Genomic DNA, 21,487 nt, shown 5'->3' on the forward strand with positions numbered 1-21,487 from the left:
AATCTCCCCTCAATCGAGGAGACCGATCCCCACCCCGCCGACGGCACCCACTAGAACGACGGCCCACGCCGGCACACGGAACCGCGTGAGCAGCACGAACCCGAGCAGCGCAAGGAGGAAAGAGGCGGGACCGGTCACCGCCGTCGTGAACACCGGCGTATAGAGGGCAGCTCCCAGGATGCCCACGACGGCGGCGTTCGCCCCGCGCATCGCCGCGCGCACGAGGGGCCTCTCGCGCACGGCATCCCAGAACGGAAGTACCCCGACCAGCACGAGGAACCCGGGGAGGAAGATCGCCACGAGGGCGATGACGGCTCCCCCGATGCCTCCGGGTCCCACCGACGACACCGCTCCGAGATAGGCCGCGAACGTGAACAGGGGTCCGGGGACCGCCTGCGCCGCCCCGTACCCGGCGAGGAAGGCCTCGGGTGAGACCCATCCCGTCTGCACGATCTCGGCCTGCAGCAGCGGGAGCACGACGTGCCCGCCGCCGAAGACGAGCGCACCCGAGCGGAAGAACGCGTCGGCGAGTGCGACGCCGCCCGAGCCGCTCACGACGGCGAGGACCGGAAGACCGGCCAGGCCAGCGACCGCGAGGGCGAGGCATCCGATCGCCACCGCGCGGGGCACGCCGAATGAGGGCAGCGGTGAGGAGGGGCCCTCTGCCACACCCCGCAGGAGGACGAGTCCCGCGGCGACACCCACGGCGAGGGCGCCGAGCTGACCGAGCGCGCCGGGTGCGAGGAGGGCGAGCGCCGCCGCGGCGAGCGCGATCCCGGCCCGTGGTGCGTCGGGGGTCAGCGTGCGGGCCATGCCCCGCACCGCCTGCGCCACGATCGCGACGGCGACGATCGTGAGCCCCTCGAGGATCCCGGCGCCGATCGGGCCTGCGAACACCATCGCCCCGCCCGCGAAGGCGACCAGGAGCACCGCCGAGGGAAGGGTGAACGCGAGGAAGGCCGCGATCGCGCCGACGAAGCCCGCGCGCTGCAGCCCCATCGCGAAGCCGACCTGGCTCGACGCGGGGCCCGGCAGGAACTGGCATAGGGCCACCAGGTCGGCGTACGCGCGATCGTCCATCCACTTCCGTCGGACCACGAGGTCGTCGCGGAAGTACCCGAGGTGGGCGATCGGGCCGCCGAACGAGGTCAGACCGAGTCGCAGGAACGCGCGGAAGACCTCCCACGGCGTGCCGGATCTGCGCATCGATCCGTCCTACCGCGATCGAGGGAACAACGGGTGAACGAGGGGGCGAAGGAGTCGGGGTCAGCGCAATGGCTCGGCGAGCAGGGCGTCGACGATACGCAGGGTGGCGGTGGTGCGATCGTGATCGGCGGAGATGTCGGCGCCGAGGATCGCGTCGCGCAGACGCACGACCTCGCCGACCATGACGTTCGCCGGAGCCTCGACGTGGAAAGTCTCTGCGTCTGCGCCGTGCGGCGTCAGCTCGAGCAGGCGGGGAGCGTCGATCGCGTCGATCCGTACCGTCGCGTCCTCGCCCTGGATCTCGCTCGGCAGCGAGCTGTCGGTGATCTTCGACCAGGCGATGTCGGCGACGAACCCGTCGTACGCGGCCAGGGCGCTCCCCAAGCCATCGGTTCCGGACGCGATCCCGATACGCACCCCCTGGACCGCTCGGGGCACCCCGAAGAGCTGGATGAGAGCGTGCAGCGGGTAGACGCCCAGGTCGCGCAGCGCGCTGCCGCCCATCGCGGGGTCGAAGATGTTCGTCTGCTCCCCCGCCAATACATGGTCGTACCGCGCGGATCTCTTCTCGTAGCGCAGCGAGACGCGTCGCACACGGCCGAGGCGGGGCAGCAGCTCGGCGACCGCGGCCACACCGGGGTCGTACGCGGAGCGCATCGCCTCGAGCACCACCACGCCGCGCGCGCCTGCTCGCGCCACGAGCTCCTCCCACTGCGGAGCCGTCAGCGTCGCCGGTTTCTCGACGAGCACCGGGATGCCGGCATCCACGGCCGCCTGTGCTTGGGCGGCGTGCGCCGAGTTGGGGCTGGCCAGGTAGACGGCGTCGACGTCGTCGGCGGCGAGCAGCTCATCGAGGCCGATCGCGGTGCCCGCGGCCCCGATCGTGTCGGCGAAGGCGCGCGCACGCCCCTCGTCGCGCGACGCCACGCGACTCACCTCGACGCCCTCCACGACGCCGACCGCCTCGGCGAAACGTTCGGAGATGCTGCTGGTGCCGACGATGCCGATGCGAATCATCCCTCCATCATCGCGCGTCGCTTCGTGACCGCACCGCGTAGCGGCCAGAGAATGCGCGAATCGTCCGGCTAGGATCACGATGATCGCTGCCGATCGCACTTGACCCGGGGGGATCATGAGCACGACCCGCGCCCAACACCGACGTCGCGCCTCCCGGCGCGTGCGTCTTCGCCGCACCCTCGTCGCGACGCTGGCGATCGTGCTCATCGCCGGGGGTGTGACCGCGTTCGCGCTCACCCGCGGCTCCTCCGCCCCCACGGCGGACGGCACGTCGGCCCCGACCGTCGAAGACACACCGACGCCCACGCCGACGCCGAAGACCCCGGCCGAGACACTGCTGGCGTCGACCACCGACCCGAAGGCCTGCGCGGTGACCTTCGCGGGCGACGGGATCGCCCTCGATCCCCAGTTGCAGACGCAGGACGTGCTCTACGCCGCGCTCCCGATCCCCCAGGCGGAGGGCCGCGTCTTCGCCGGGTGGTACGAGACGGCCGCGGACGCCACGGCGATGGCACTTCCGGCCCGCGTGAACGGGGCGGATCTCGTCTCGTGCACGGCTCAGGAGAAGACGCTCTACGCCGGATGGACCACCCCCGACGCGAACGCGGCGGAGGATGCCGGCATCCCGATCCTGATGTACCACCAGTTCACGACCAAGCCGGAGGGTGAAGACAACTGGCTGCGGCTGAACTACGCCTACATCGGCGACTTCGACGCGCAGATGGCGTACATCCAGGAGGGCGGCTTCTACCTGCCCACGTGGGACGAGCTGAGCGCGTTCATCGACGGGAAGGTGTTCCTGCCGAAGCACTCGGTGATCATCACCGACGACGACGCCGACAGCACGTGGCTCGAGCTCGCCGCCCCGATCGTCGACAAGCGCAACCTGCTGACGACGTCGTTCGTGATCACCTCGGCGCGGACCGAGCCGACCCCCAACCGCTTCGTCCTCCAGCGCTCGCACACGCACGACATGCACCGCGCGGGAGACAACGGCAAGGGCCGCATGGTCAACGACGACGCCGACACCATCGCCGCCGACCTCGAGCAGTCGGCGCAGATCCTCGGCGCCAAAGAGGTCGTCGCCTACCCGTTCGGCCACTACAACGACACCACGAAAGAGGGCGTACGCAGGGCGGGCTTCGAGCTGGGGCGCACCATCGAGCCGGGGTACGTGCGCATCGGCACCGACAAGCTCGCTCTGCCCGTCATCCGGATGAACTACGGAATGACGGTCGACGACCTCAAAGCCGAGATCGGCTGAGCGCGGGCCGTCGTCACACGACCGGGGCCTGTCACGGAGCGGGCTTCACCACTCGGGAAGCGAGATGAACACCTGCTTCCTCCCAGGTAACTGATCCACAATACCAAGTTGAGCACGCGTCGGCCGGTCTACGCTGTGTACTTCTGGCTTCACTTTCGAAACGCGAGCGCCCATGATCCTTTCCGTCATCGTTCCGACCTTCAACGAAGGTCCGAACGTCGCCGAACTCGTTCGACGTACGGCGGCAGCGCTTCCCGGTCGTGCCATCGAGATCATCTTCGTCGACGATTCCACCGACGACACCCCCGACGTGATCCGCTCGGTCGCCGCGAACGCGCCGGTCCCGGTCCGCCTCATCCACCGCGACGAGCCGCTGGGCGGCCTCGGCGGAGCGGTGGTCGAGGGCATCCGCGCCGCGGCATCCGATTTCTGCGTCGTCATGGACGGTGACCTGCAACACCCGCCCGAGGTCATCGCCGACCTGCTCGCGCGCGCCGAGGTCGGCGACGCCGACGTGGTCGTCGCGTCGCGCTACGTCGACGGCGGCACCTCGGACGGTCTCGCCAACGCGGTTCGCACGATGGTGTCGCGGGCATCGACGATGCTGACCAAGGCGATGTTCCCGAAGAAGCTGCACAACTGCTCCGACCCGATGACGGGCTTCTTCCTCATCGACCGCCGGTCGCTCGACGTCGACGAGCTGCGCCCCCGCGGCTTCAAGATCCTCCTCGAGATCCTGGCGCGCAAGCAGATGCGCGTCGCCGAGGTCCCCTTCGATTTCGCCCCCCGCTTCGCGGGCGAGAGCAAGGCGTCGTTCAGCCAGGGGATGCGCTTCCTGACGCAGCTCACCATGCTCCGCTTCGGGCGCATGTCGGCGTTCGCCGTCGTCGGCGGCCTCGGCGCGCTGGCCAACCTCGCGATCATGTGGGCGCTGCAGGCGGTCGGCGTGCAGTACCTCGTCGCCGCGGTCATCGCGAGCGTGCTGACGATCGTCGCGAACTTCCTCGCGCTGGAGTACCTGGTCTTCGCCGACATGCGTCAAGAGTCCGGGCTCATGCGCCACCGGTTCATCAAGTCGTTCACGTTCAACGGCATCGAGGCGATCGTGCGCATCCCGGTCATCTGGGTACTCGTCAGCCAGGCGCACATCCAGAGCGTGCTCGCCGCGGCTCTGACGCTGATCGCCGCCTTCGTCATCCGCTTCGTGTTCCACGCGCTCGTCGTCTACGCGCCCAAGAAGGCCCCGGCCGCGGCGGTGTCGGCGATGCGGGAGCCTCTCGAGGACGAACTCGCCGCCTGAGCCCCGAACGCCGGGGGTACCGCCGGGCGGCGTACCCTGGAGTCATGTCCTCTGACGCCTCCATCCGCATGTTCGGCGCCGACTGGTGCCGCGACTGCATCCGCACGAAGAAGCAGCTCGACGACCTCGGTATTGCGTACGAGTACGTCGACCTCGTGGCCGACCCCGCCGCCGCTGATGTGGCGAAGGAGATCTCGGGCCGCACGAGCATCCCCGTCGTGGTCTACCCCGACTCGAGCCACCACGTCGAGCCCAGCAACGCCGACGTCGAGGCCAAGCTCCGCGAGCTGTCGCTGATCTGACGCCGAGAGGGTGCCCTCGAGAGAGGCCCCTCTCGACCGCGGGCTGCGCGGTGAGGAGAACACCTGTGTCGATCGACCCGACGGCCGCCTTCGCGTCCGAAGCCGCTGCCCTCGACGCCGCGGACACGCTGGCGCATCATCGCGATGCCTTCGTCGACGCCGAGTCGCCGCTGATCTACTTCGACGGCAACTCCCTGGGGCGTCCGCCCCGCGCGACGGCCGAGCGTCTCGTGCGCTTCGTCACGGAGGAGTGGGGCGGACGCCTCATCCGCGGCTGGGACGAGAAGTGGATGCAGCTGCCCTTCGCCATCGGCGACCGCATCGGCGCGCTGACCCTGGGTGCGGCGGCGGGGCAGACGGTGATCGGCGACTCGACCACGGTGCTGCTCTACAAGCTCCTGCGCGCCGCCCTCGATACCCGAATGGCCACGGATCCTGCGCGCACGGAGATCGTCGTCGGGCGCGATGACTTCCCCACCGATCGCTACCTCGTCGAGGGCATAGCCGCGGAGCGCGGCGCACGGGTCGTGTGGGTAGAGGTCGACACCACCCGCGGCGTCGACGCCGACCTCCTGCGCTCCGCCGTCGGGCCACGGACCGCGGTCGTCCTGCTCAGCCACGTGTCGTATCGCTCGGGGTTCCTGGCGGACGGGCCGGTGCTGACCCGCATCGCACAGGATGCCGGGGCGCTCGTGCTGTGGGACCTCTGCCACTCCGCCGGGTCGGTGCCGGTCGAGCTCGACGCCTGGGGTGCCGACCTCGCCGTCGGATGCACCTACAAATACCTCAACGGCGGCCCCGGGTCGCCGGCCTTCGCGTACGTCGCCGCGCGGCACGCGACGCTGACTCAGCCCGTGCAGGGGTGGATGGGCGCGGCGGACGTGTTCTCGATGGGACCGACGTATCGCCCTGCCGAGGGCATGCGACGCTTCCTCTCGGGGACACCGCCCATCCTCGGGATGATCGCGATGCAAGACACCCTCGACCTCCTCGAGACGGCGGGGATCGCTGCCGTCCGGGCGAAGTCGATCGCTCTCACCGAGTTCGCCCTGCGCGTGAGTGATGGCATCCTGGCTCCCCTCGATGTGCGCGTCGCGTCACCGCGCGCCGCGGCCGAGCGGGGCGGGCACGTCACCCTCTCGCACCCCGCGATGCGGGCGGTCACCGCGCGGCTGTGGGCGAACGATGTGCTGCCCGACTATCGGGATCCCGGAGGCCTCCGCATCGGTCTGTCGCCGCTGTCGACGAGCTTCGCCGAGGTCGTCGCCGGCATGGGCGCGGTCGCCGAGGCCCTGCGTGCCGAGCTGCGCGGGGAGGGCTGAGCCCGCACGACCTGCCCCGCGGGGCCCGTTCGTCGAGTATCCAGGAGACGCGCTCGATAGCGGCGGTTCTCGGACACTCGACGTCGGCAGGCGCGGTGCGGAGGTGCGGCGGAGGTGCGGAGGCGCGGCGCGGCGCGGCTGCGGTGCACCGGCGCGGAGGTGGGGCGGCGCGGACCAGGGTCAGCGGGCGTCGATGTGGTCGCGCAGCACGGCGCCGGCGGCGGCGACCGCCCCCGCGTCGCGCTGGTTGGCCGACACCGCCACGGTCAGGTGCGTGCGGCCGAGGGCACGGGCGTGATCGCGCACCCCGTCGACGTAGCGGTCGAGCAGGCGGCCGTAGCCGCGCCCGGAGAGGACGAGACGGTCGAGGTCGAGAGCATCGGCGAGCGCGACGACCCCTCGGCCGAAGGCGGCGACCGCATCGTCGACCACTCGGGCGGCACGCGGATCCGTGGCGACCCGCGCGGCGATGCGCCCGGCGGTCAAGGCGGTGCCCGTCTCGTCGCGGTACCGCGCCGCGATCGCTTCCGGCGTCCCCGTGACGGCGAGGCAGCCGCGCTGTCCGCAGCGACACACGGGCCCCGCGGGGTCGATCGGCACGTGCCGGATGTCGCCCGCGCGCCCGCGGGAGCCGCGGAGGAGGCGCCCGTCGACGACGATGCCCGCACCGATCTCTCCATCGAGATGGATGACGGCGAGGGCGCGCGAGTCCGCGGCGGCGCCGGTCCACACTTCGCCCGCGGCCGACAGGAGGGCCGCGTTCTCGAGGCGGACATCGACGCCCGTCGCCGCCTCCAAGGCGGAGCGGAGAGCGAAGCCCTCCAGCGCGGCGAGGCTCGGGGTGTCGACGATCGCCCCGCTGTCGTCGTGCGGGCCGGGCACCGCGACGCACAGCCCCTCGATGAGCCCGTCACCGAGCGAGGTCGCTGCGAGCAGCTCCTCGACGGCCGACGCCACCGACGCGACGATCTCCTCCGGCGCGGCGCCCGCCGCCCCGGCGACGCCGATGCGGCCCGCGACGGCTCCCCAGAGGTTGGCCACGACGACCTGGACCGACTCGGGCCCCAGTTGCACGCCCAGACCGAAGCGCGTCGTCGGATTGACGTCGAGGAGCTCGCGACGCTTGCCACCCGTGGACTCGCTATGACCCACCGACATGACGAGCCGCTGGTCGATGAGGTGGCGCACGGCGTTCGTCATCGTCGCGGGGGTGAGACCCGTGGCCGAGGCGAGCTCGATGCGGCTGATCGGCCCGCGCGTGCGGATGACGTCCAGCACCAGCGAGGGTGTGGAGACGCCGGTCGTCTCTCCCGGCATACTTTCCCTCACAAGCTTAATTTAGTAGGTTGAATAACGCCCCCGCCGACTCGATTCTACCGCCGCCCCGTCTTCGACGGGTGGGCCACGACGACGGCCTCTCCCGGAAGGACACCGACGCTGATGCACCACCCCCTCGACGCAGGCTGGACCCTGACCCTCGCTCGGGGTGATCGCCCAGACGCGTACGCGGCGCTCGACGAGGGCATCCCCGCGACCGTGCCCGGCGTGGTGCACACCGATCTGCTCACGGCGGGGCTCATGGCGGACCCGTTCCCCGGGGCGCAGGAGGCGGAGCTGGCGTGGATCGGCGAGTCGGATTGGCGCTACCGCACGACCTTCTCGTGGACCCCGACGCGCGACGACGCCCGGGTCGACCTCGTCGCCCAGGGCCTGGACACCGTGGCCACGGTGCGCGTGAACGGCGAGGTCGTCCTCGAGACGGCGAACCAGCACCGCACCTACCGCGCCGACCTCGCGGCCGTGCTGCGTGAGGGGGAGAACACCGTCGAGGTCGACTTCCGCTCCCCCGTTCGCTACGCCCGTGAGCGGGAGGGCGTCCTCGGCGAGCGCCCCCACTCGTACGCCCATCCGTTCAACGCCATCCGCAAGAGCGCGTGCAACTTCGGCTGGGATTGGGGTCCCGACTTCGCGACCGCGGGCATCTGGCGCCCCCTGGGCCTGCAGGAGTGGACGGGCGTCCGCATCGCCGCGGTCCGCCCCGTGGTCGACATTGTCGATGGCATCCCTCATCTCACCGCCCACGTCGACCTCGAGTGGCAGGGCGACAGCGACGACTCCACCACCGTCGAGGTGAGCGTCGCAGGCTCGTCGACCACGGTCGCGGCGCGCCCCGGCCAGCCGGTCGTCATCGACCTCGACGTTCCGGATGCCGAGCCGTGGTGGCCCCGCGGGTACGGCGAGGCGCACCTGTACGACCTGGAGGTCCGGGTCGGCGACGGCGCCGACGAATCGACGCGGTGGTCGCGCGCGATCGGCTTCCGCCACGTCGAGGTCGACATCGCGCCCGACGTCGACGGCAGCCCCTTCTCCGTGCGGATCAACGGACGCGACGTGTACGTGCACGGCGCCGACTGGATCCCCGACGACGTCTTCGTCACCCGCATCACCCCCGAGAGCCTCGCGGCGTCGATCGCGGACGCCACGGACGCGGGGCTGAACCTCCTGCGGGTCTGGGGCGGCGGCCTCTACGAGAGCGACGACTTCTACGACATCTGCGACCGGGAGGGCGTCCTCGTCTGGCAGGACTTCCTGCTGGCCTGCGCCGCGTACTCCGAGGACGCCGAACTGTGGGACGAGTTCGAGGCGGAGGCGCGCGAGGCCGTCACGCGCCTCACCGGTCACCCGAGCCTCGTGATCTGGAACGGCGGCAACGAGAACATCTGGGGCTACGTCGACTGGAACTGGCGCTCACGCCTGAACGGGCGGACCTGGGGCGAGGGGTACTACCGCGACCTCTTCCCGCGCATCGTGGCGGAGCTGGCTCCCACGACGTTCTACTCGGACGGCAGCCCGTTCTCGTTCAGCCCCTACGTTCACCCCAACGACGACGCGCACGGCACGATGCACATCTGGGACGTGTGGAACACGCGCGACTACGACGGGTACCGCGCCTACCGTCCGCGGTTCGTGTCGGAGTTCGGCTTCCAGGGGCCGCCGGCCTTCTCGACGCTCGAGAGCGTCGTGCGCGACGAGCCCCGAAGCCCCTTCGGCCGCGAGATGCTCGCGCACCAGAAGGCGAACGAGGGCAACGACAAGCTCGAGCGCGGTCTCGGCGCCCACCTGCCCGCTCCCACCGACTACGCGGACTGGCACTGGACGATGCAGCTGAACCAGGCCCGCGCGGTCTCGTTCGGGATCGAATGGTTCCGTTCCCTGTTCCCCCTGAACCGCGGGTGGATCGTCTGGCAGCTGAACGACTGCTGGCCGGTGGTGTCGTGGGCGGCCGTCGACGGTCACCGTCACCGCAAGCCTCTCTGGTACGAGCTGCGCCGCGTCTCGGCGCCCCGGCTGCTCACGGTGCAGCCCGCGCTCGAGGGCGACGGGCTCCGCGTGGTCCTGCACAACGACAGCGACGACGAGATCACCGGCCAGGTGAGCCTGCGCCGCGAACGTCTGGACGGCACCGTTCTGGCATCCGTCCTCCTCGACGTCCACGTCGCCGCGCGCTCCGCCTGGAGCGCCCCCATCGCGCCCACCCTGGGGGTGCCGGTCGACACGTCGCGCGAGGTCCTCATCGCCCAGGCGCCCACCGGCGAACGGGGTCTGTACTACTTCGCGGACGACACCGCCCTCGCCCTCGAGGACGCCGTATCGGTCGACGCGCGCGCCGTCGCGGACGGGTACGAGGTCACGGCGACCGCACGGACGCTGGTGAAGGATGCCACTCTCCTCGTGGATCTGGTCGACCCGACCGCTCGCGTGGATTCGGGAATGGTCACCCTGACCGCGGGCGAGCAGCACGTGTTCCGGGTCAGCGCTCCCGCAGGGATCGACCCGTCGGCGTTCACGCGTACCGGTGTCCTGCGCACGGCGAACGACCTGATCGCACGTGCCCTCGCGAGATAGGCGATACTGGCGACGATGATGGTCGTGCCCGCACCCCCCTCCGCGCTGCGTCGCTCCATCGGTCTCGTGCTGCGGCGCCCCGTGCGTCAGCTCGGCGTCGAGGCGTTCTACAACGACTTCATGGGCGGGCTCGAAGAGGTCCTGACCGAGCATCGGCGGCCCTTCGTGCTGCAGGTCGTCCCCGACCTCGACGAGGAACTCGACGCGTATCAGCGCTGGGCGGAGTCGGGACGGGTCGCGGGGGTCGTGCTGGTCGACATCGTCGAGCAGCACGACCCCCGACTCGAGCTCGTCGATCGGCTCGGGTTCGCCAATGTCGCCCTCGCCCACCCCAACGACGCCCCCGACCACGCGGTCGTCTGGGTCGACGATGAGGCGCCCATGCAGACGGCTGTGCAGTATCTGCGCGACCTCGGCCACACGCGGGTGGGACGAGTCTCGGGCCCCGATGTCCTCGCCCACACGCGCCGCCGAACCGACGCGTTCGAGGCGGCGACGGCGCGGCTGGGCATCGACGCGTCCCTCGAGGTCGCCGACTTCAGCGGCGCGGGGGGCGTCGCGGCGGTGGACCGGCTGCTCGCCTCTCCCGCTCCGCCGACGGCCATCGTGTTCGACAACGACGTCATGGCCGCTGCCGCGGCGACCGCCCTCACCTCCCGCGGCGTCGACGTCCCGGGCGACCTCTCACTCCTGGCCTGGGACGACTCGGTGCTCTGCCGCTCGACGGTCCCCGCCCTCAGCGCGATGGCCCGCGACGTCACTGCCCTCGGAGAGCGCGCGGCGACGGCGATCCTGCAGGAGCTCGGCCACGACCCTCACCCGGTGACGACGGCTCCCTCGCCCGAGCTCATCGTGCGGGCGTCCACGGCCCGGGCTCGCTGACGCCCGACGGCGAAGGGCGGTGCGGCGGTTCGTCCGCCACACCGCCCTTCGCCGTCGGATCAGGATGCCGCGTAGGCGGAGTCCATGTTCTCCAGCACCGTCGCACCGGTGATCTCACCGTTGTAGAACCGCTGCATGTCGACGAGCAGCCCGTCCTGCACCGCGGTCGTGGGCCAGACCTGGTCGGGGTAGTACTGCGTGGTCAGGCCGGCGTCGCGCGCAGTCTCGACCGCCTCGAGCACCGGGCTCAGCTCGCGCTCCTCCGAGGGGAGGGCGGGCATGCTTCCCGACACCTCGGCCCAGAGCTTCTGACCTGCGGGCGATGCCACGTAGGCGAGGAACTTCTGCGCCAGCGCGGGGTTCTTCGCCTTTGCGTTGATCGCGAACGACACTCCCACACCGGTCGGGTAGTACTGCGCCCCGGCCTCGTCGGTGGCCGGCAACGGGGCCATCGAGAAGGTCGCGCCGTCGGCGGCATACTGCTCAGCCGCCGAGATCGCCTGGCTCACTTGGACCGCACCGAGGGCGTCGCCCTGACCGAGCAGGGTCATCTGCGCGTCGTAGCTGGTGCCGTTGGGGCCGGCGTTGAAACACCCGGCATCCATCATCTGCTTCGTCTTGTCGAGCGCGTCGCTCCACTTCGACGCCGCGAACGTGGCCGAGCCGTTCGCCTGGTCCTCGGAGAAGCCGGGGTCGGGTCCGTAGACGAGAGTCGCGGTGAGGGCGTAGGGGATGAGCTGCGTCGTCCACGCGTCCTTGTTGCCGAGGGCGTACGCGACCTTGCCGTTCGCCGCGGCGGTCTTGCACAGATCGAGCACTTGCGTCCACGTCTGCGGAACCGTGGCTCCGACCGCGGCGAGCGCCTGGTCGTTGTACAGCGCGCCGATCGCGCCGAGGTTCGAGGGGAGGGCGTAGAGCTTGTCGTCGAGGCTGCTGACGTACCGCACGTTGTCGGGGACGTCGGCGGCCCACGGCTGGTCGTCGAGCTCGGCGACCAGACCGTCGGTGGCGACCTTCCACGTCGCCATGGTGCCGCCGCCTCCCGCCCATACCTTGAACACGTCGGGCGCTGTGCCCCCGGACAGGCGCGTGCGCAGTTGCTGGATGTACGAGGCATCCGACTCGATGAACTCCGCCTTGACGGAGACACCGGGGTTGGCCGCCTCGAAGCCGTCGATGAGTTGCTGCGTCGTCTCCTCGCTTCCCGACGCGAAGGTGAGCACGTTCTCGTCTTCGGCACCCCCGCCCACGGCGGTGGAGCAGCCGCTCAGCACGAGAGCGGTGGCGCCCACGAGGGCGGCGACGGCGAGAGCACTGCGGTGTGTTTTCATGTCATCTCCTTGATGCGCCGAGGCCGGCGGCCTCGGATCTGCGCGTCGGCTCAACCCTTGAGTCCGCCCGCGAAGCCTTTGATGATGTACTTCTGCAGCGCGAAGTAGAGCACCAGCACGGGGATCGTGGTGATGACCAGGCCCGCGAACACGAGGGGCCACTGCGCGACGTACTGGCCGACGAAGTTGTAGATCGCCACGGGGGCGGTGGTGTTGCCGCTGCCCGAGAGGTAGAGCAGCGGGTTGAAGAACTCGTTCCACACCGACACCGAGTTGAGGATCACGACGGTGCCCGTCACGGCGCGCAGCATCGGGAACACCACCGTCACGAAGGCCCGCACGGGACCGCAGCCGTCGAGCAGCGCCGCCTCCTCATAGTCGCGGGGCATCTCGCGCAGGAACGTCGTGTACAGGAAGATCGAGAACGGCAGCTGGCCGCCGATGTTGATGAGGATCAGCGCCGGGAGCCCGCCGAGCAGCCCCAGATCGCGCATCGTCGTGTACAGCGGCAGGAGAGCCAGCTGGCCCGGGAGCAACAGGCCGCCCAAGAACCCGTAGAACGCGAACCGTGACCAGCGGCGGCCCACGCGGGCCAGCGGGTAGGCGGCGAATGCCGAGATGACGGTCACCCCGAGCACGCTCACCGCCGAGACGATCACGCTGTTGACCAGCGCGGGGCCGAGGGCACCCTGCGTCCATGCCTGACTGAAGTTGTCGAACGTGGGCGGCCATGACGGCGTCAGCGCTCCGGCCCTCGATGCAGCGGGCCGGAAGGCGACGTTGACGAGCGCCGCGATGGGGATGAGGTAGATCAGGGCCACCGCGATCAGCACGGCTTCGCGCACGCCGGTGCGCCAGGTGTAGCGGTTCACGCGTCCGCCTTCCGAAGGGTCAGGCGGTACTGCACTCCCGCGAGAACGGCGATGAGCAGCGTCATGAGGACCGCGAGCGCGATCGATCCGGGGTAGTCGCCCGAGGTGAAGGCGCTCTTGTAGATCGTCGTCGAGAGGGTCTCCGTGGCGATGCCGGGGCCGCCGCCGGTCATGGCGACGACCTGGTCGAACTGCTTCAGACCGCCGATGAGGGAGAGCATGACGTTGATCACGACCGCGCCGTTCAGCAGGGGCAGCACCACGCTGACGAAGCGACGCCATGGTCCCGCCCCGTCGATGGTGGCCGCCTCCATCACCTCTTCGGGAATGGCTTGCAGACCCGCGAGGAAGATGACCATCGAGTAGCCCGAGAACTGCCAGACGATCTCGGCGCTGACCGCGAGCAGGGCGGTCTGCGGGTCGCCCAGCCAGTCGCGCTGCAGGGCGGACAGACCCACGGCGCCGAGGAACTCGTTCAACGCTCCCGACGGCGCGAGCAGGTAGCTCCAGATGTACCCGGCCACGAGCGGGGTGAGGACGACCGGGGCGAAGAAGATCACCTTCAGGATGCCGCGCGTCTTGACGAGGGAGTTCAGACCGAGCGCGAGCGCCAGACCGACGAGGTTCTGCACGATCGTCACGACGAAGGCGAGCACGAGGGTGTTGGTCAGAGCGGTGAGTCCCCGGCGTCCCTCGATCACCGAGACGAAGTTGTCGAAGCCGACGAACGACCAGTCCGGGGAGACACCGTTCCAATCGGTGACCGAGAAGAAGGCACCGGTCAGGCTCGGCCACACGACGATCAGCGCGTAGACGGCGAGAGCCGGAAGCAGGAACCACCACGGCGCGCGGACGCCGATGCCGCGGCGGCGCGAGCGCTTCGGGGCGGGGGGTGTCGTCGTGCGTCGCGCCGCCGGGGGCGCCGTCGTCACGGTCATCGGGGCGTCCCCGTCATGGCATCCTCCTTGAGCTCCCGTGCTGGGCCGGACCGACGTTAGCAACTGTGCGACACTAATTACAAGCTGTTAATAAAGGGCATGAAAAAAGGAGCTCCATGTCGCAGACGCAACGACGCGTGGTGATCAGCACCGACGCCGCCAACGAAGCCGACGACCAATTCGCGATCGTCCACGCCCTCCTCTCCCCCGTGCTCGACGTCGTCGGGATCGCACCGGCGCACTTCGGGTCGCCCGGCTCGCGGGAGAAGAGCCGGGTCGAGGTCGACCGACTCCTCGACCTCCTCGACCGATCAGGGGTCGTGGTGCGAGACGGCGCCGACAGTGCGCTGGAGGACGAGACGACGGCCCTGCCGTCGGCGGCATCCGATCTCCTCATCGCCGCGAGCCTCGACGGCCCGCTCACCGTGTGCGTGCTCGGACCGCTCACCGACGTCGCCTCAGCGCTGCTCATCGACCCGGACTTCGCGCGTCGCGACGTCACGGTGATCTGGATCGGTGGCCCGCCCTACGACGGGATCGAGGCCGTCTACGGGCCCGAGTACAACCTCAACAACGACATCGTCTCGGCCAACGTCGTCTTCGCCTCCGAGATCGACCTCTGGCAGATCCCGATGCCGGTCTACACACACGTCGGGGTCGGTCAGGCCGAACTGGACCGTCGCGTGCGCCCGCACGGGGAGATCGGGGCGTACCTGGCCCAGACCGTCCTCGAGTACAACGCGGTCAAACCCGGCTTCGCCGCCGACTTCCGCTCGCTCGGGGATTCTCCCGCCATCGCCGTCGCCCTCAACCCGTTCGGCGCTGTCTGGCGACGCCGCCCGCGCCCGCGCTTCACGGCGGACGCGCTCATGGCCGAACCCGACGCGAGAGCCGGCGGGCACGTCCGCGTGTGCGAACAGGTCGACACGCGCTACCTTCTGGAGGACTTCTTCGCCAAGCTCGCGGCGCACGCGGGCTCCGCCTGACATTCCCGGCCGACTCCGACGTCTCTCGTCAGCGCGTCTTGACACCCGGGGCTAGCCTCGAACGGTGATCGATCCCCTCATCCTCGTCGTGGCCGGGGTGGTGGTCGTGGCCCTCGTGACGGTGATCGCCCCGAAGTTCAACGTGGCAGGACCCCTCGTCCTCATGGCCCTCGGCCTCGGCGTGAGCCTCCTGCCGTTCTTCCCGCCGTTCGCGCTCGACCCGGAGGTCATCCTGGTCGGGGTGCTCCCGCCCCTGCTGTACTCGGCGGCCGTGCAGCTTCCCGCCATCGAGTTCCGCCGCGACTTCGTGCCGATCGCGGGGCTGTCGGTGGTGCTGGTCGTGCTGAGTTCCGTGGTGCTCGGTCTGTTCTTCTGGGCGGTCATCCCGGGCCTCGGTCTCGCTCTCGGCATCGCCCTGGGGGCGATCCTGAGCCCCACGGATGCCGTGGCGACCTCGATCGCGAAACGACTGGGCATCGCACCGCGCGTCGTGACGATGCTGGAGGGCGAGAGCCTGCTGAACGACGCCACCGCGCTGGTGCTGTTGCGCACCGCGGTGGCGGCCGTGGCATCCGGATTCGCCTTCGGAGATGCAGTCGGCAACTTCGCGTGGGGCGTCATCCTGGCCCTCCTCATCGGCGCGGCGATCGGGTGGGTCAACCTCCGCGTGCGCGAACGCGTCACCAACTCGGCCGCGAACACGGCCCTCAGTTTCACGGTGCCGTTCATCGCGTACCTGCCCACCGAACATCTCGGCGGCTCGGGCCTGGTGGCGGCGGTCGTGGCGGGGATCGTGACCGGCCAGGGCGCGACCCGCCGGTTCACGCCGGAGCAGCGGATGAGCGACCGCCTGAACTGGCGCACGATCGAGCTCATCCTGGAGGGCGGAGTCTTCCTGGTCTTCGGTCTCGAGCTGAAGGACATCGTCCAGAGCAACCTGGGCGAGAACGAGGGTCTCTGGCACGGCACCTGGCTGGCCCTGTCGGCCCTCGGCATCGCCCTCGTCGTGCGCGCGCTCTACGTCTCCGGGCTCATCTGGCTCCAGGGGCGGCGCGGGCGGAACATGGCACGCCATCAAGGCCGCGTCGACGAGGCGCGCGACCGCCTCGACCGATTCGAGGAGGCGTTCCGAAACGACCCCGACAGTCTGAGCCGACGCGCCGACGATCCCGCACGCGCAGCTCGCCGCATCAGCTGGATGCGCGGCCGCATCTCGCGCACGATGGCCGACCTCGATTACTACCGCGACAGTCCCCTCGCCTGGCGACACGGCACGATCATCGTATGGGCGGGCATGCGCGGCGTCGTCACGCTCGCCGCGGCGCAGACGCTGCCCCGCGAAGGGGTCGAGGACCGTTCGCTCCTGATCTTCGTCGCGTTCCTGGTCGCGCTGTTCAGCCTGGTCGTCCAGGGCCTGACCCTCCCGGCCGTCGTCCGCGCCGTCGGCCTCTCCGGCGACGGCGGCGAGGGACCGACGAGGGAAGAACAACGCGCGCTCGACACGGAACTGCGGGAGGCCTCGGTCGCGGCACTGCAGGCGGGCACACTCCGACGACGGGATGGGGAAGCCTTCCCCGACGACGTCATCGAACGCGTCGGCGCGCGGATCACGGAGCCACCCGACGAGGACGCGTCGGGTCGCATGCGCGATCTGCTCGAGCTGCGTCTGGCGTCGATCGAAGCCATGAGACGACGGCTCGCCAGGGTCGGGCGCGACGGACGGTACAGCACCGCCGCACTGCGCCACGCGCTGGCCGAGCTCGACGCCGACCAGCTCAGCCTGGAGTTGCGACTCGACGATGGCGAGAACGAATGAGGGAATACTCTTCCCGACCTCGTGGCTTTCATTCATGCGCATGAAGTCCGGGTGAGATCCGCGCGGACCGCGTGCGGAAAGGAATCCCATCATGAGCAGGTTCACCCAGAAGGTCGCACTGGTCACGGGCGCGGGAAGCGGTATCGGCGCCGAGATCGCGCGCGAATTGGCCGCCGAGGGCGCGTCGGTGGTCGTCACCGATATCAACAAGGATGCCGCGGACACCGTCGTGGCACAGATCCGGGACGCCGGCGGCACCGCCGAGGCGTTCGCCCAGAACACCGCGAGGTGGCAGGATTCCGAGGCGGCGGTGGAGTTCGCGAAGGCGACCTACGGCGCCCTGCACCTCGCCGTGAACAACGCCGGCATCGGCGCTGCACCGCAGAACATCGGCGACTACGACATCGACGCCTGGGATCGTGTGCGAGCCGTCGACCTCGACGGCGTCTTCTACGGTCTGCGGTTCCAGCTGCCTGCGATCGTCGCGTCCGGTGGTGGGGCCGTGGTCAACATGGCATCCGTTCTCGGATCGGTGGGCATCGCACAGAACGCGGCCTACGTCGCGAGCAAGCACGCCCTGGTCGGATTGACCAAGGTCGCCGCTCTCGAATACACCGCGCAGGGCGTCCGGACGAATGCGGTCGGCCCGGGCTTCATCGACACGCCGCTGGTGCGCTCGAGCCTCACGCCCGAGGCCCTGACGCACCTCGAGGGGGAGCACGCCGCCGGACGCCTCGGCACCGATGCCGAGGTCGCCGCACTGACTCTGTTCCTGCTGAGCGACGCCGCGTCGTTCATCTCGGGCAGCTATCACCTCGTCGACGGAGGGTACTCCGCGCACTGAGCACCGCGCCGCGGTCTCTCCGTCGGCATGCACGCCGGGTTCCCGGTCCTGTTCGCCTCATCGCGAACGGATCGGGGCCGCGTGCGGCAGAATGGACGCGGAGGTTTCCATGAGCGATCCGATCCCGACGATGCCGTCATCCGCGGATGCCGCCGGGACCAGCCCCGTGCCCGTCGCGCACACCGCGGCCGAGTGCCCGAAGTGCTTCACCGAGCTGCAGAGCGACCGCGACTGGTGGCGCGCCCGCCCGGCCGGCTCCCGTCTCGTGGGCCTGGTCGTTTCCCGCCCCGGGATGCCGAGCGTCGTCCAGCAGCGCGATGACCTCACGAGATTCGGCGTCCCCATCGAGGGGTTCCGTCATCCGGCCCCGGAGACCCTCGAAGGGTGGGCCGCTCGCCTCGACCGCTTCTTCGGGACGCTCACGCGCGGCGACGTGCTCGTCGTGACGAGCGCCCGCTCCCTCGGGCTCACGCGCGACGACGAGACGCGGGCGATCGCGGACCTGCGTCGGCGCGGCGTGATCGTGAAGGTGCTGTCGCACGGCGAGCGCCATCTGCACGACGCGACGCTCAGCACGCACGGCTGACGCCGGGGGCGCCGGGGGCGTCTTGCACAACACGGCGAAACGCCGGTCGCGACGGCTGCGTGTCGGTCTCCTCTTCCGCCGCGCCGTTCACTCCCCGACGTAACGGGCGAGGTGCTCGCCGGTGAGCGTGGAGCGGGCGGCGACGAGGTCGGCGGGCGTGCCCTCGAACACGACGCGTCCGCCGTCGTGACCCGCGCCCGGACCGAGGTCGATGATCCAGTCGGCGTGCGCCATGACCGCCTGGTGGTGCTCGATCACGACGACCGTGTTGCCGGCATCCACGAGTCGGTCGAGCAGCCCGAGAAGGTTGTCGACGTCGGCGAGATGCAGACCCGTGGTCGGCTCGTCGAGGACGTAGACGGCCCCGGAGGCGGCCATCGAAATCGCCAGCTTGAGGCGCTGGCGCTCGCCTCCGGACAGCGTGTTCAGAGCCTGCCCCAGCGTGACGTACCCGAGACCGACGTCGACGAGGCGCGCCAGAACAGCGACGGCAGGGCCGGTGGTGAGGAACACGGCCGCCTCCGACACCGACATCGCGAGGACCTCGGCGATGTTCTTGCCGTGGAGCGTGTACTCCAGCACCTCGTCCGAGAAGCCACTACCCCCGCACAACTCGCACTCCGTCTCGACGGTGGACTGGAAGCCGAGCTGGGTGACGATGACCCCGAGCCCCTTGCAGGCGGCGCATGCCCCCTCGGAGTTCGCGCTGAAGAGGGCGGGCTTGACGCCGTTCGCCTTCGCGAACGCGGCGCGGACGGCATCGAGGATGCCGGTGTAGGTGGCGGGGCTGCTGCGGCGTGAGCCCTTGATCGCCGTCTGATCGACGACCACGACGTCATCGAATGCGGGGAGGGAGCCGTGGATCAATGACGACTTGCCCGACCCGGCGACGCCGGTGACGACGGTGAGGACCCCGAGCGGGACATCGACGTCGACGTCGTGCAGATTGTGCCGTGTGGCGCCGCGGATCGGCAGCGACCCGATCGCCGCTCGCACACTGGTCTTGAGGTGGGCGCGGTGATCGAGGAAGCGCCCCGTGAGGGTCTCGGACGAGCGCAGGCCGGACACGTCACCCTCGTACTGCACGGTGCCGCCCTCGCGGCCCGCGCGGGGGCCGAGATCGACGACGTGATCGGCGATGTCGATGACCTCCGGTTTGTGCTCGACGACGAGAACGGTGTTTCCCTTGTCGCGGAGTTGCAACAGCGTCTCGTTCATCCGCTGGATGTCGTGCGGGTGAAGGCCGGCCGTGGGCTCGTCGAACACATAGGTGATGTCGCTGAGGCTGGATCCGAGGTGGCGGATCATCTTCGTCCGCTGCGCCTCCCCGCCGGAGAGAGTGCCGCTGCCGCGGTCGAGGGAGAGATAGCCGAGCCCGATGCGGACGAAAGCGTCCAGGGTGTCGCGCAAACCCTGGACGAGAGGGGCGACGGAGGGATCGTCGATCGTGCGCACCCAGGCCGCGAGATCGGTGATCTGCATGGCCGCGGCATCCGCGATGTTCACCTCACCGATACGCGACGACCGGGCCCCGTCGTTCAGCCGTGTTCCCCCGCACGCCGGGCAGGCGACGAACGTGACGGCGCGATCGACGAACGCCCGGACGTGCGGCTGCAGAGCGTCGCGGTCTTTCTGCAGCATGCTCTTGGTGACCTTGGGAACGAGTCCCTCGTAGGTCATGTTCGTGTTCGCGATGCGGACCTTCGTCTGCTCCTTGTAGAGCAGGTCATGGCGTTCTTGGTCGGTGAACCGGGCCACGGGTTTGTCTCCGGGGAAGAAGCCCGACTCGCTGAAGACCCGCACCATCCAGCCGTCGGCGGTGTAGCCCGGCACCGTGATCGCGCCGGCGTTGAGCGACTTGCTCTCGTCGAGGAGCTGGGAGAGATCGATGTCGCTCACCTGGCCGAGACCCTCGCACTCCGGGCACATGCCGCCGGTGATCTCGAACGAGCGGCGCTCCTTCTGACCCTTTCGCGCCCCGGTGGCGATCGTGATCGCGCCGGCGCCCGAGACGGAGGGGACGTTGAACGAGAACGCCTGCGACGAGCCGACGTGGGGCTGCCCGAGGCGGCTGAAGAGCACACGTAGCATCGCGTGCACGTCGGTGGCCGTTCCCACGGTCGAGCGCGAGTTGGCGGCCATGCGCTCCTGGTCGACCCGGATGGTGGCGCTCAGGTTCTCAAGCGCATCGACCTCGGGCCGCGAGAGCTGCCCCATGAACTGCTGCACGAACGTCGGGTAGGTCTCGTTGATGAGTCGCTGCGACTCGGCCGCGATGGTGCCGAAGACGAGAGACGACTTGCCCGAGCCGCTCACCCCCGTGAACACCGTGAGCCGGCGTTTGGGGATGTCGAGGTCGACGTTCCGCAGATTGTTCTCGCGCGCGCCGCGCACGCGGATGACGGCGTGGGCGTCGGGGTCGGTCATGCGCGCCTCCTCGGGATCGACCCCCAGTGTGGCGCAGACCTCCGACATCCGCGACGCGGCCGGCCGCGGGCGAGCCGTCGTGCGGAGTCGGGGACGCTCTTCGGCGCGGCGTCGTGCGGAGTCGGGGGCGGGAGCCGTAGCGGGGGCGGGAGACGGGGCGGGGGCGGGAGCCGTGGCGCGGAGTCCGGGCCTTGTGAGCGTGCCGTCGCGCGGAGTCCCGGCCGAAACGCCGCTGCCGCAGCATCCCGAACCGGCGTGTCGGACCTCGACTCCGCGGGACGGCTCCGCACGGCATCCACCGCAGCACCGCGCCGGAAAAGAACGCCGGTACCGTCACGCGGAATCCCGGCCGAAACACCGCTGCCGCGGCATCCTGAACCAGCGTGTCGGACCTCAACTCCGCGGGACGGCTCCACACGGCATCCCCCGCAGCACCGCGCCGGAAAAGAACGCCGGTACCGTCACGCGGAGTCCCGGCCGAAACACCG

General features: G+C 70.1%; 17 protein-coding genes. 10 read left to right on the forward strand and 7 right to left on the reverse strand.

The window, feature by feature from the left end; genetic code table 11:
* Positions 1-9 precede the first annotated feature (9 nt).
* Positions 10-1,206 (reverse strand): chromate efflux transporter, encoded by a 1,197-nt coding sequence (gene chrA, locus PIR02_03410; protein WZH37714.1) that lies wholly within the window; start codon positions 1,204-1,206, stop codon positions 10-12.
* A 60-nt stretch (positions 1,207-1,266) separates the two neighbouring features.
* Positions 1,267-2,223: a Gfo/Idh/MocA family oxidoreductase gene (locus tag PIR02_03415; GenBank protein WZH37715.1), complete on the reverse strand. Its 957-nt coding sequence runs from the start codon at positions 2,221-2,223 to the stop codon at positions 1,267-1,269.
* A 115-nt stretch (positions 2,224-2,338) separates the two neighbouring features.
* Here PIR02_03415 and cwsA point away from each other — a divergent pair, with 115 nt between their 5' ends.
* The 4 genes from cwsA to PIR02_03435 all read left to right on the forward strand — a co-directional run bounded on the left by cwsA (position 2,339) and on the right by PIR02_03435 (position 6,411).
* Entirely contained in the window at positions 2,339-3,487 is a 1,149-nt protein-coding gene (gene cwsA / locus PIR02_03420; protein ID WZH37716.1) for a cell wall synthesis protein CwsA, read from the forward strand.
* Between the two features lie 172 nt (positions 3,488-3,659).
* Positions 3,660-4,787 (forward strand): glycosyltransferase family 2 protein, encoded by a 1,128-nt coding sequence (locus tag PIR02_03425; protein ID WZH37717.1) that lies wholly within the window; start codon positions 3,660-3,662, stop codon positions 4,785-4,787.
* 44 nt (positions 4,788-4,831) lie between these two features.
* Positions 4,832-5,089: a glutaredoxin domain-containing protein gene (locus PIR02_03430; GenBank protein WZH37718.1), complete on the forward strand. Its 258-nt coding sequence runs from the start codon at positions 4,832-4,834 to the stop codon at positions 5,087-5,089.
* A gap of 65 nt (positions 5,090-5,154) precedes the next feature.
* On the forward strand, positions 5,155-6,411 hold the full coding sequence (locus PIR02_03435) for an aminotransferase class V-fold PLP-dependent enzyme (protein ID WZH37719.1): 1,257 nt from the start codon (positions 5,155-5,157) through the stop codon (positions 6,409-6,411).
* Positions 6,412-6,591: 180 nt separating this feature from the next.
* Here PIR02_03435 and PIR02_03440 read toward each other — a convergent pair whose 3' ends face one another.
* Positions 6,592-7,740: an ROK family transcriptional regulator gene (locus PIR02_03440; GenBank protein WZH37720.1), complete on the reverse strand. Its 1,149-nt coding sequence runs from the start codon at positions 7,738-7,740 to the stop codon at positions 6,592-6,594.
* 111 nt (positions 7,741-7,851) lie between these two features.
* Between PIR02_03440 and PIR02_03445 the strand changes: the two genes are divergently transcribed.
* Positions 7,852-10,317, forward strand: a complete 2,466-nt coding sequence (locus PIR02_03445; GenBank protein ID WZH37721.1) for a glycoside hydrolase family 2 protein — start codon at positions 7,852-7,854, stop codon at positions 10,315-10,317.
* A 24-nt stretch (positions 10,318-10,341) separates the two neighbouring features.
* Complete coding sequence (locus PIR02_03450; GenBank protein WZH37722.1) at positions 10,342-11,199, forward strand: substrate-binding domain-containing protein; 858 nt, start codon at positions 10,342-10,344, stop codon at positions 11,197-11,199.
* A gap of 59 nt (positions 11,200-11,258) precedes the next feature.
* Here the strand turns inward: PIR02_03450 and PIR02_03455 are convergent, their stop codons facing one another.
* Genes PIR02_03455 through PIR02_03465 form a run of 3 tightly spaced genes read right to left on the reverse strand, consistent with a single transcriptional unit; the run spans position 11,259 to position 14,340 of the window.
* On the reverse strand, positions 11,259-12,530 hold the full coding sequence (locus tag PIR02_03455; GenBank protein ID WZH37723.1) for an ABC transporter substrate-binding protein: 1,272 nt from the start codon (positions 12,528-12,530) through the stop codon (positions 11,259-11,261).
* Positions 12,531-12,580: 50 nt separating this feature from the next.
* Positions 12,581-13,402 carry a carbohydrate ABC transporter permease gene (locus tag PIR02_03460; GenBank protein WZH37724.1) on the reverse strand — a complete coding sequence of 274 codons (822 nt, stop codon included), beginning with the start codon at positions 13,400-13,402 and terminating at the stop codon, positions 12,581-12,583.
* Positions 13,399-14,340 carry a sugar ABC transporter permease gene (locus tag PIR02_03465; GenBank protein ID WZH37725.1) on the reverse strand — a complete coding sequence of 314 codons (942 nt, stop codon included), beginning with the start codon at positions 14,338-14,340 and terminating at the stop codon, positions 13,399-13,401. Before PIR02_03465 ends, PIR02_03460 begins: the two co-directional genes overlap by 4 nt.
* A 116-nt stretch (positions 14,341-14,456) precedes the next feature.
* Here PIR02_03465 and PIR02_03470 point away from each other — a divergent pair, with 116 nt between their 5' ends.
* The 4 genes from PIR02_03470 to PIR02_03485 all read left to right on the forward strand — a co-directional run bounded on the left by PIR02_03470 (position 14,457) and on the right by PIR02_03485 (position 18,572).
* Positions 14,457-15,326, forward strand: coding sequence for a nucleoside hydrolase (locus tag PIR02_03470; protein ID WZH37726.1), 870 nt, complete (start codon positions 14,457-14,459; stop codon positions 15,324-15,326).
* Positions 15,327-15,390: 64 nt separating this feature from the next.
* Positions 15,391-17,142: a sodium:proton antiporter gene (locus tag PIR02_03475; protein ID WZH37727.1), complete on the forward strand. Its 1,752-nt coding sequence runs from the start codon at positions 15,391-15,393 to the stop codon at positions 17,140-17,142.
* 91 nt (positions 17,143-17,233) lie between these two features.
* Positions 17,234-17,986, forward strand: coding sequence for an SDR family oxidoreductase (locus tag PIR02_03480; GenBank protein ID WZH37728.1), 753 nt, complete (start codon positions 17,234-17,236; stop codon positions 17,984-17,986).
* Positions 17,987-18,095: 109 nt separating this feature from the next.
* A complete protein-coding gene (locus PIR02_03485) occupies positions 18,096-18,572 on the forward strand; it encodes a dehydrogenase (GenBank protein ID WZH37729.1) in 477 nt (158 codons plus the stop codon).
* An 87-nt stretch (positions 18,573-18,659) separates the two neighbouring features.
* On the opposite strand, the gene PIR02_03490 is transcribed toward PIR02_03485, so the two are convergent.
* Positions 18,660-20,999, reverse strand: a complete 2,340-nt coding sequence (locus tag PIR02_03490) for an excinuclease ABC subunit UvrA (protein WZH37730.1) — start codon at positions 20,997-20,999, stop codon at positions 18,660-18,662.
* Positions 21,000-21,487 lie beyond the last annotated feature (488 nt).

The organism is Microbacterium enclense (genome assembly GCA_038182865.1).
Classification (GTDB): Bacteria; Actinomycetota; Actinomycetes; order Actinomycetales; family Microbacteriaceae; genus Microbacterium; species Microbacterium enclense_B.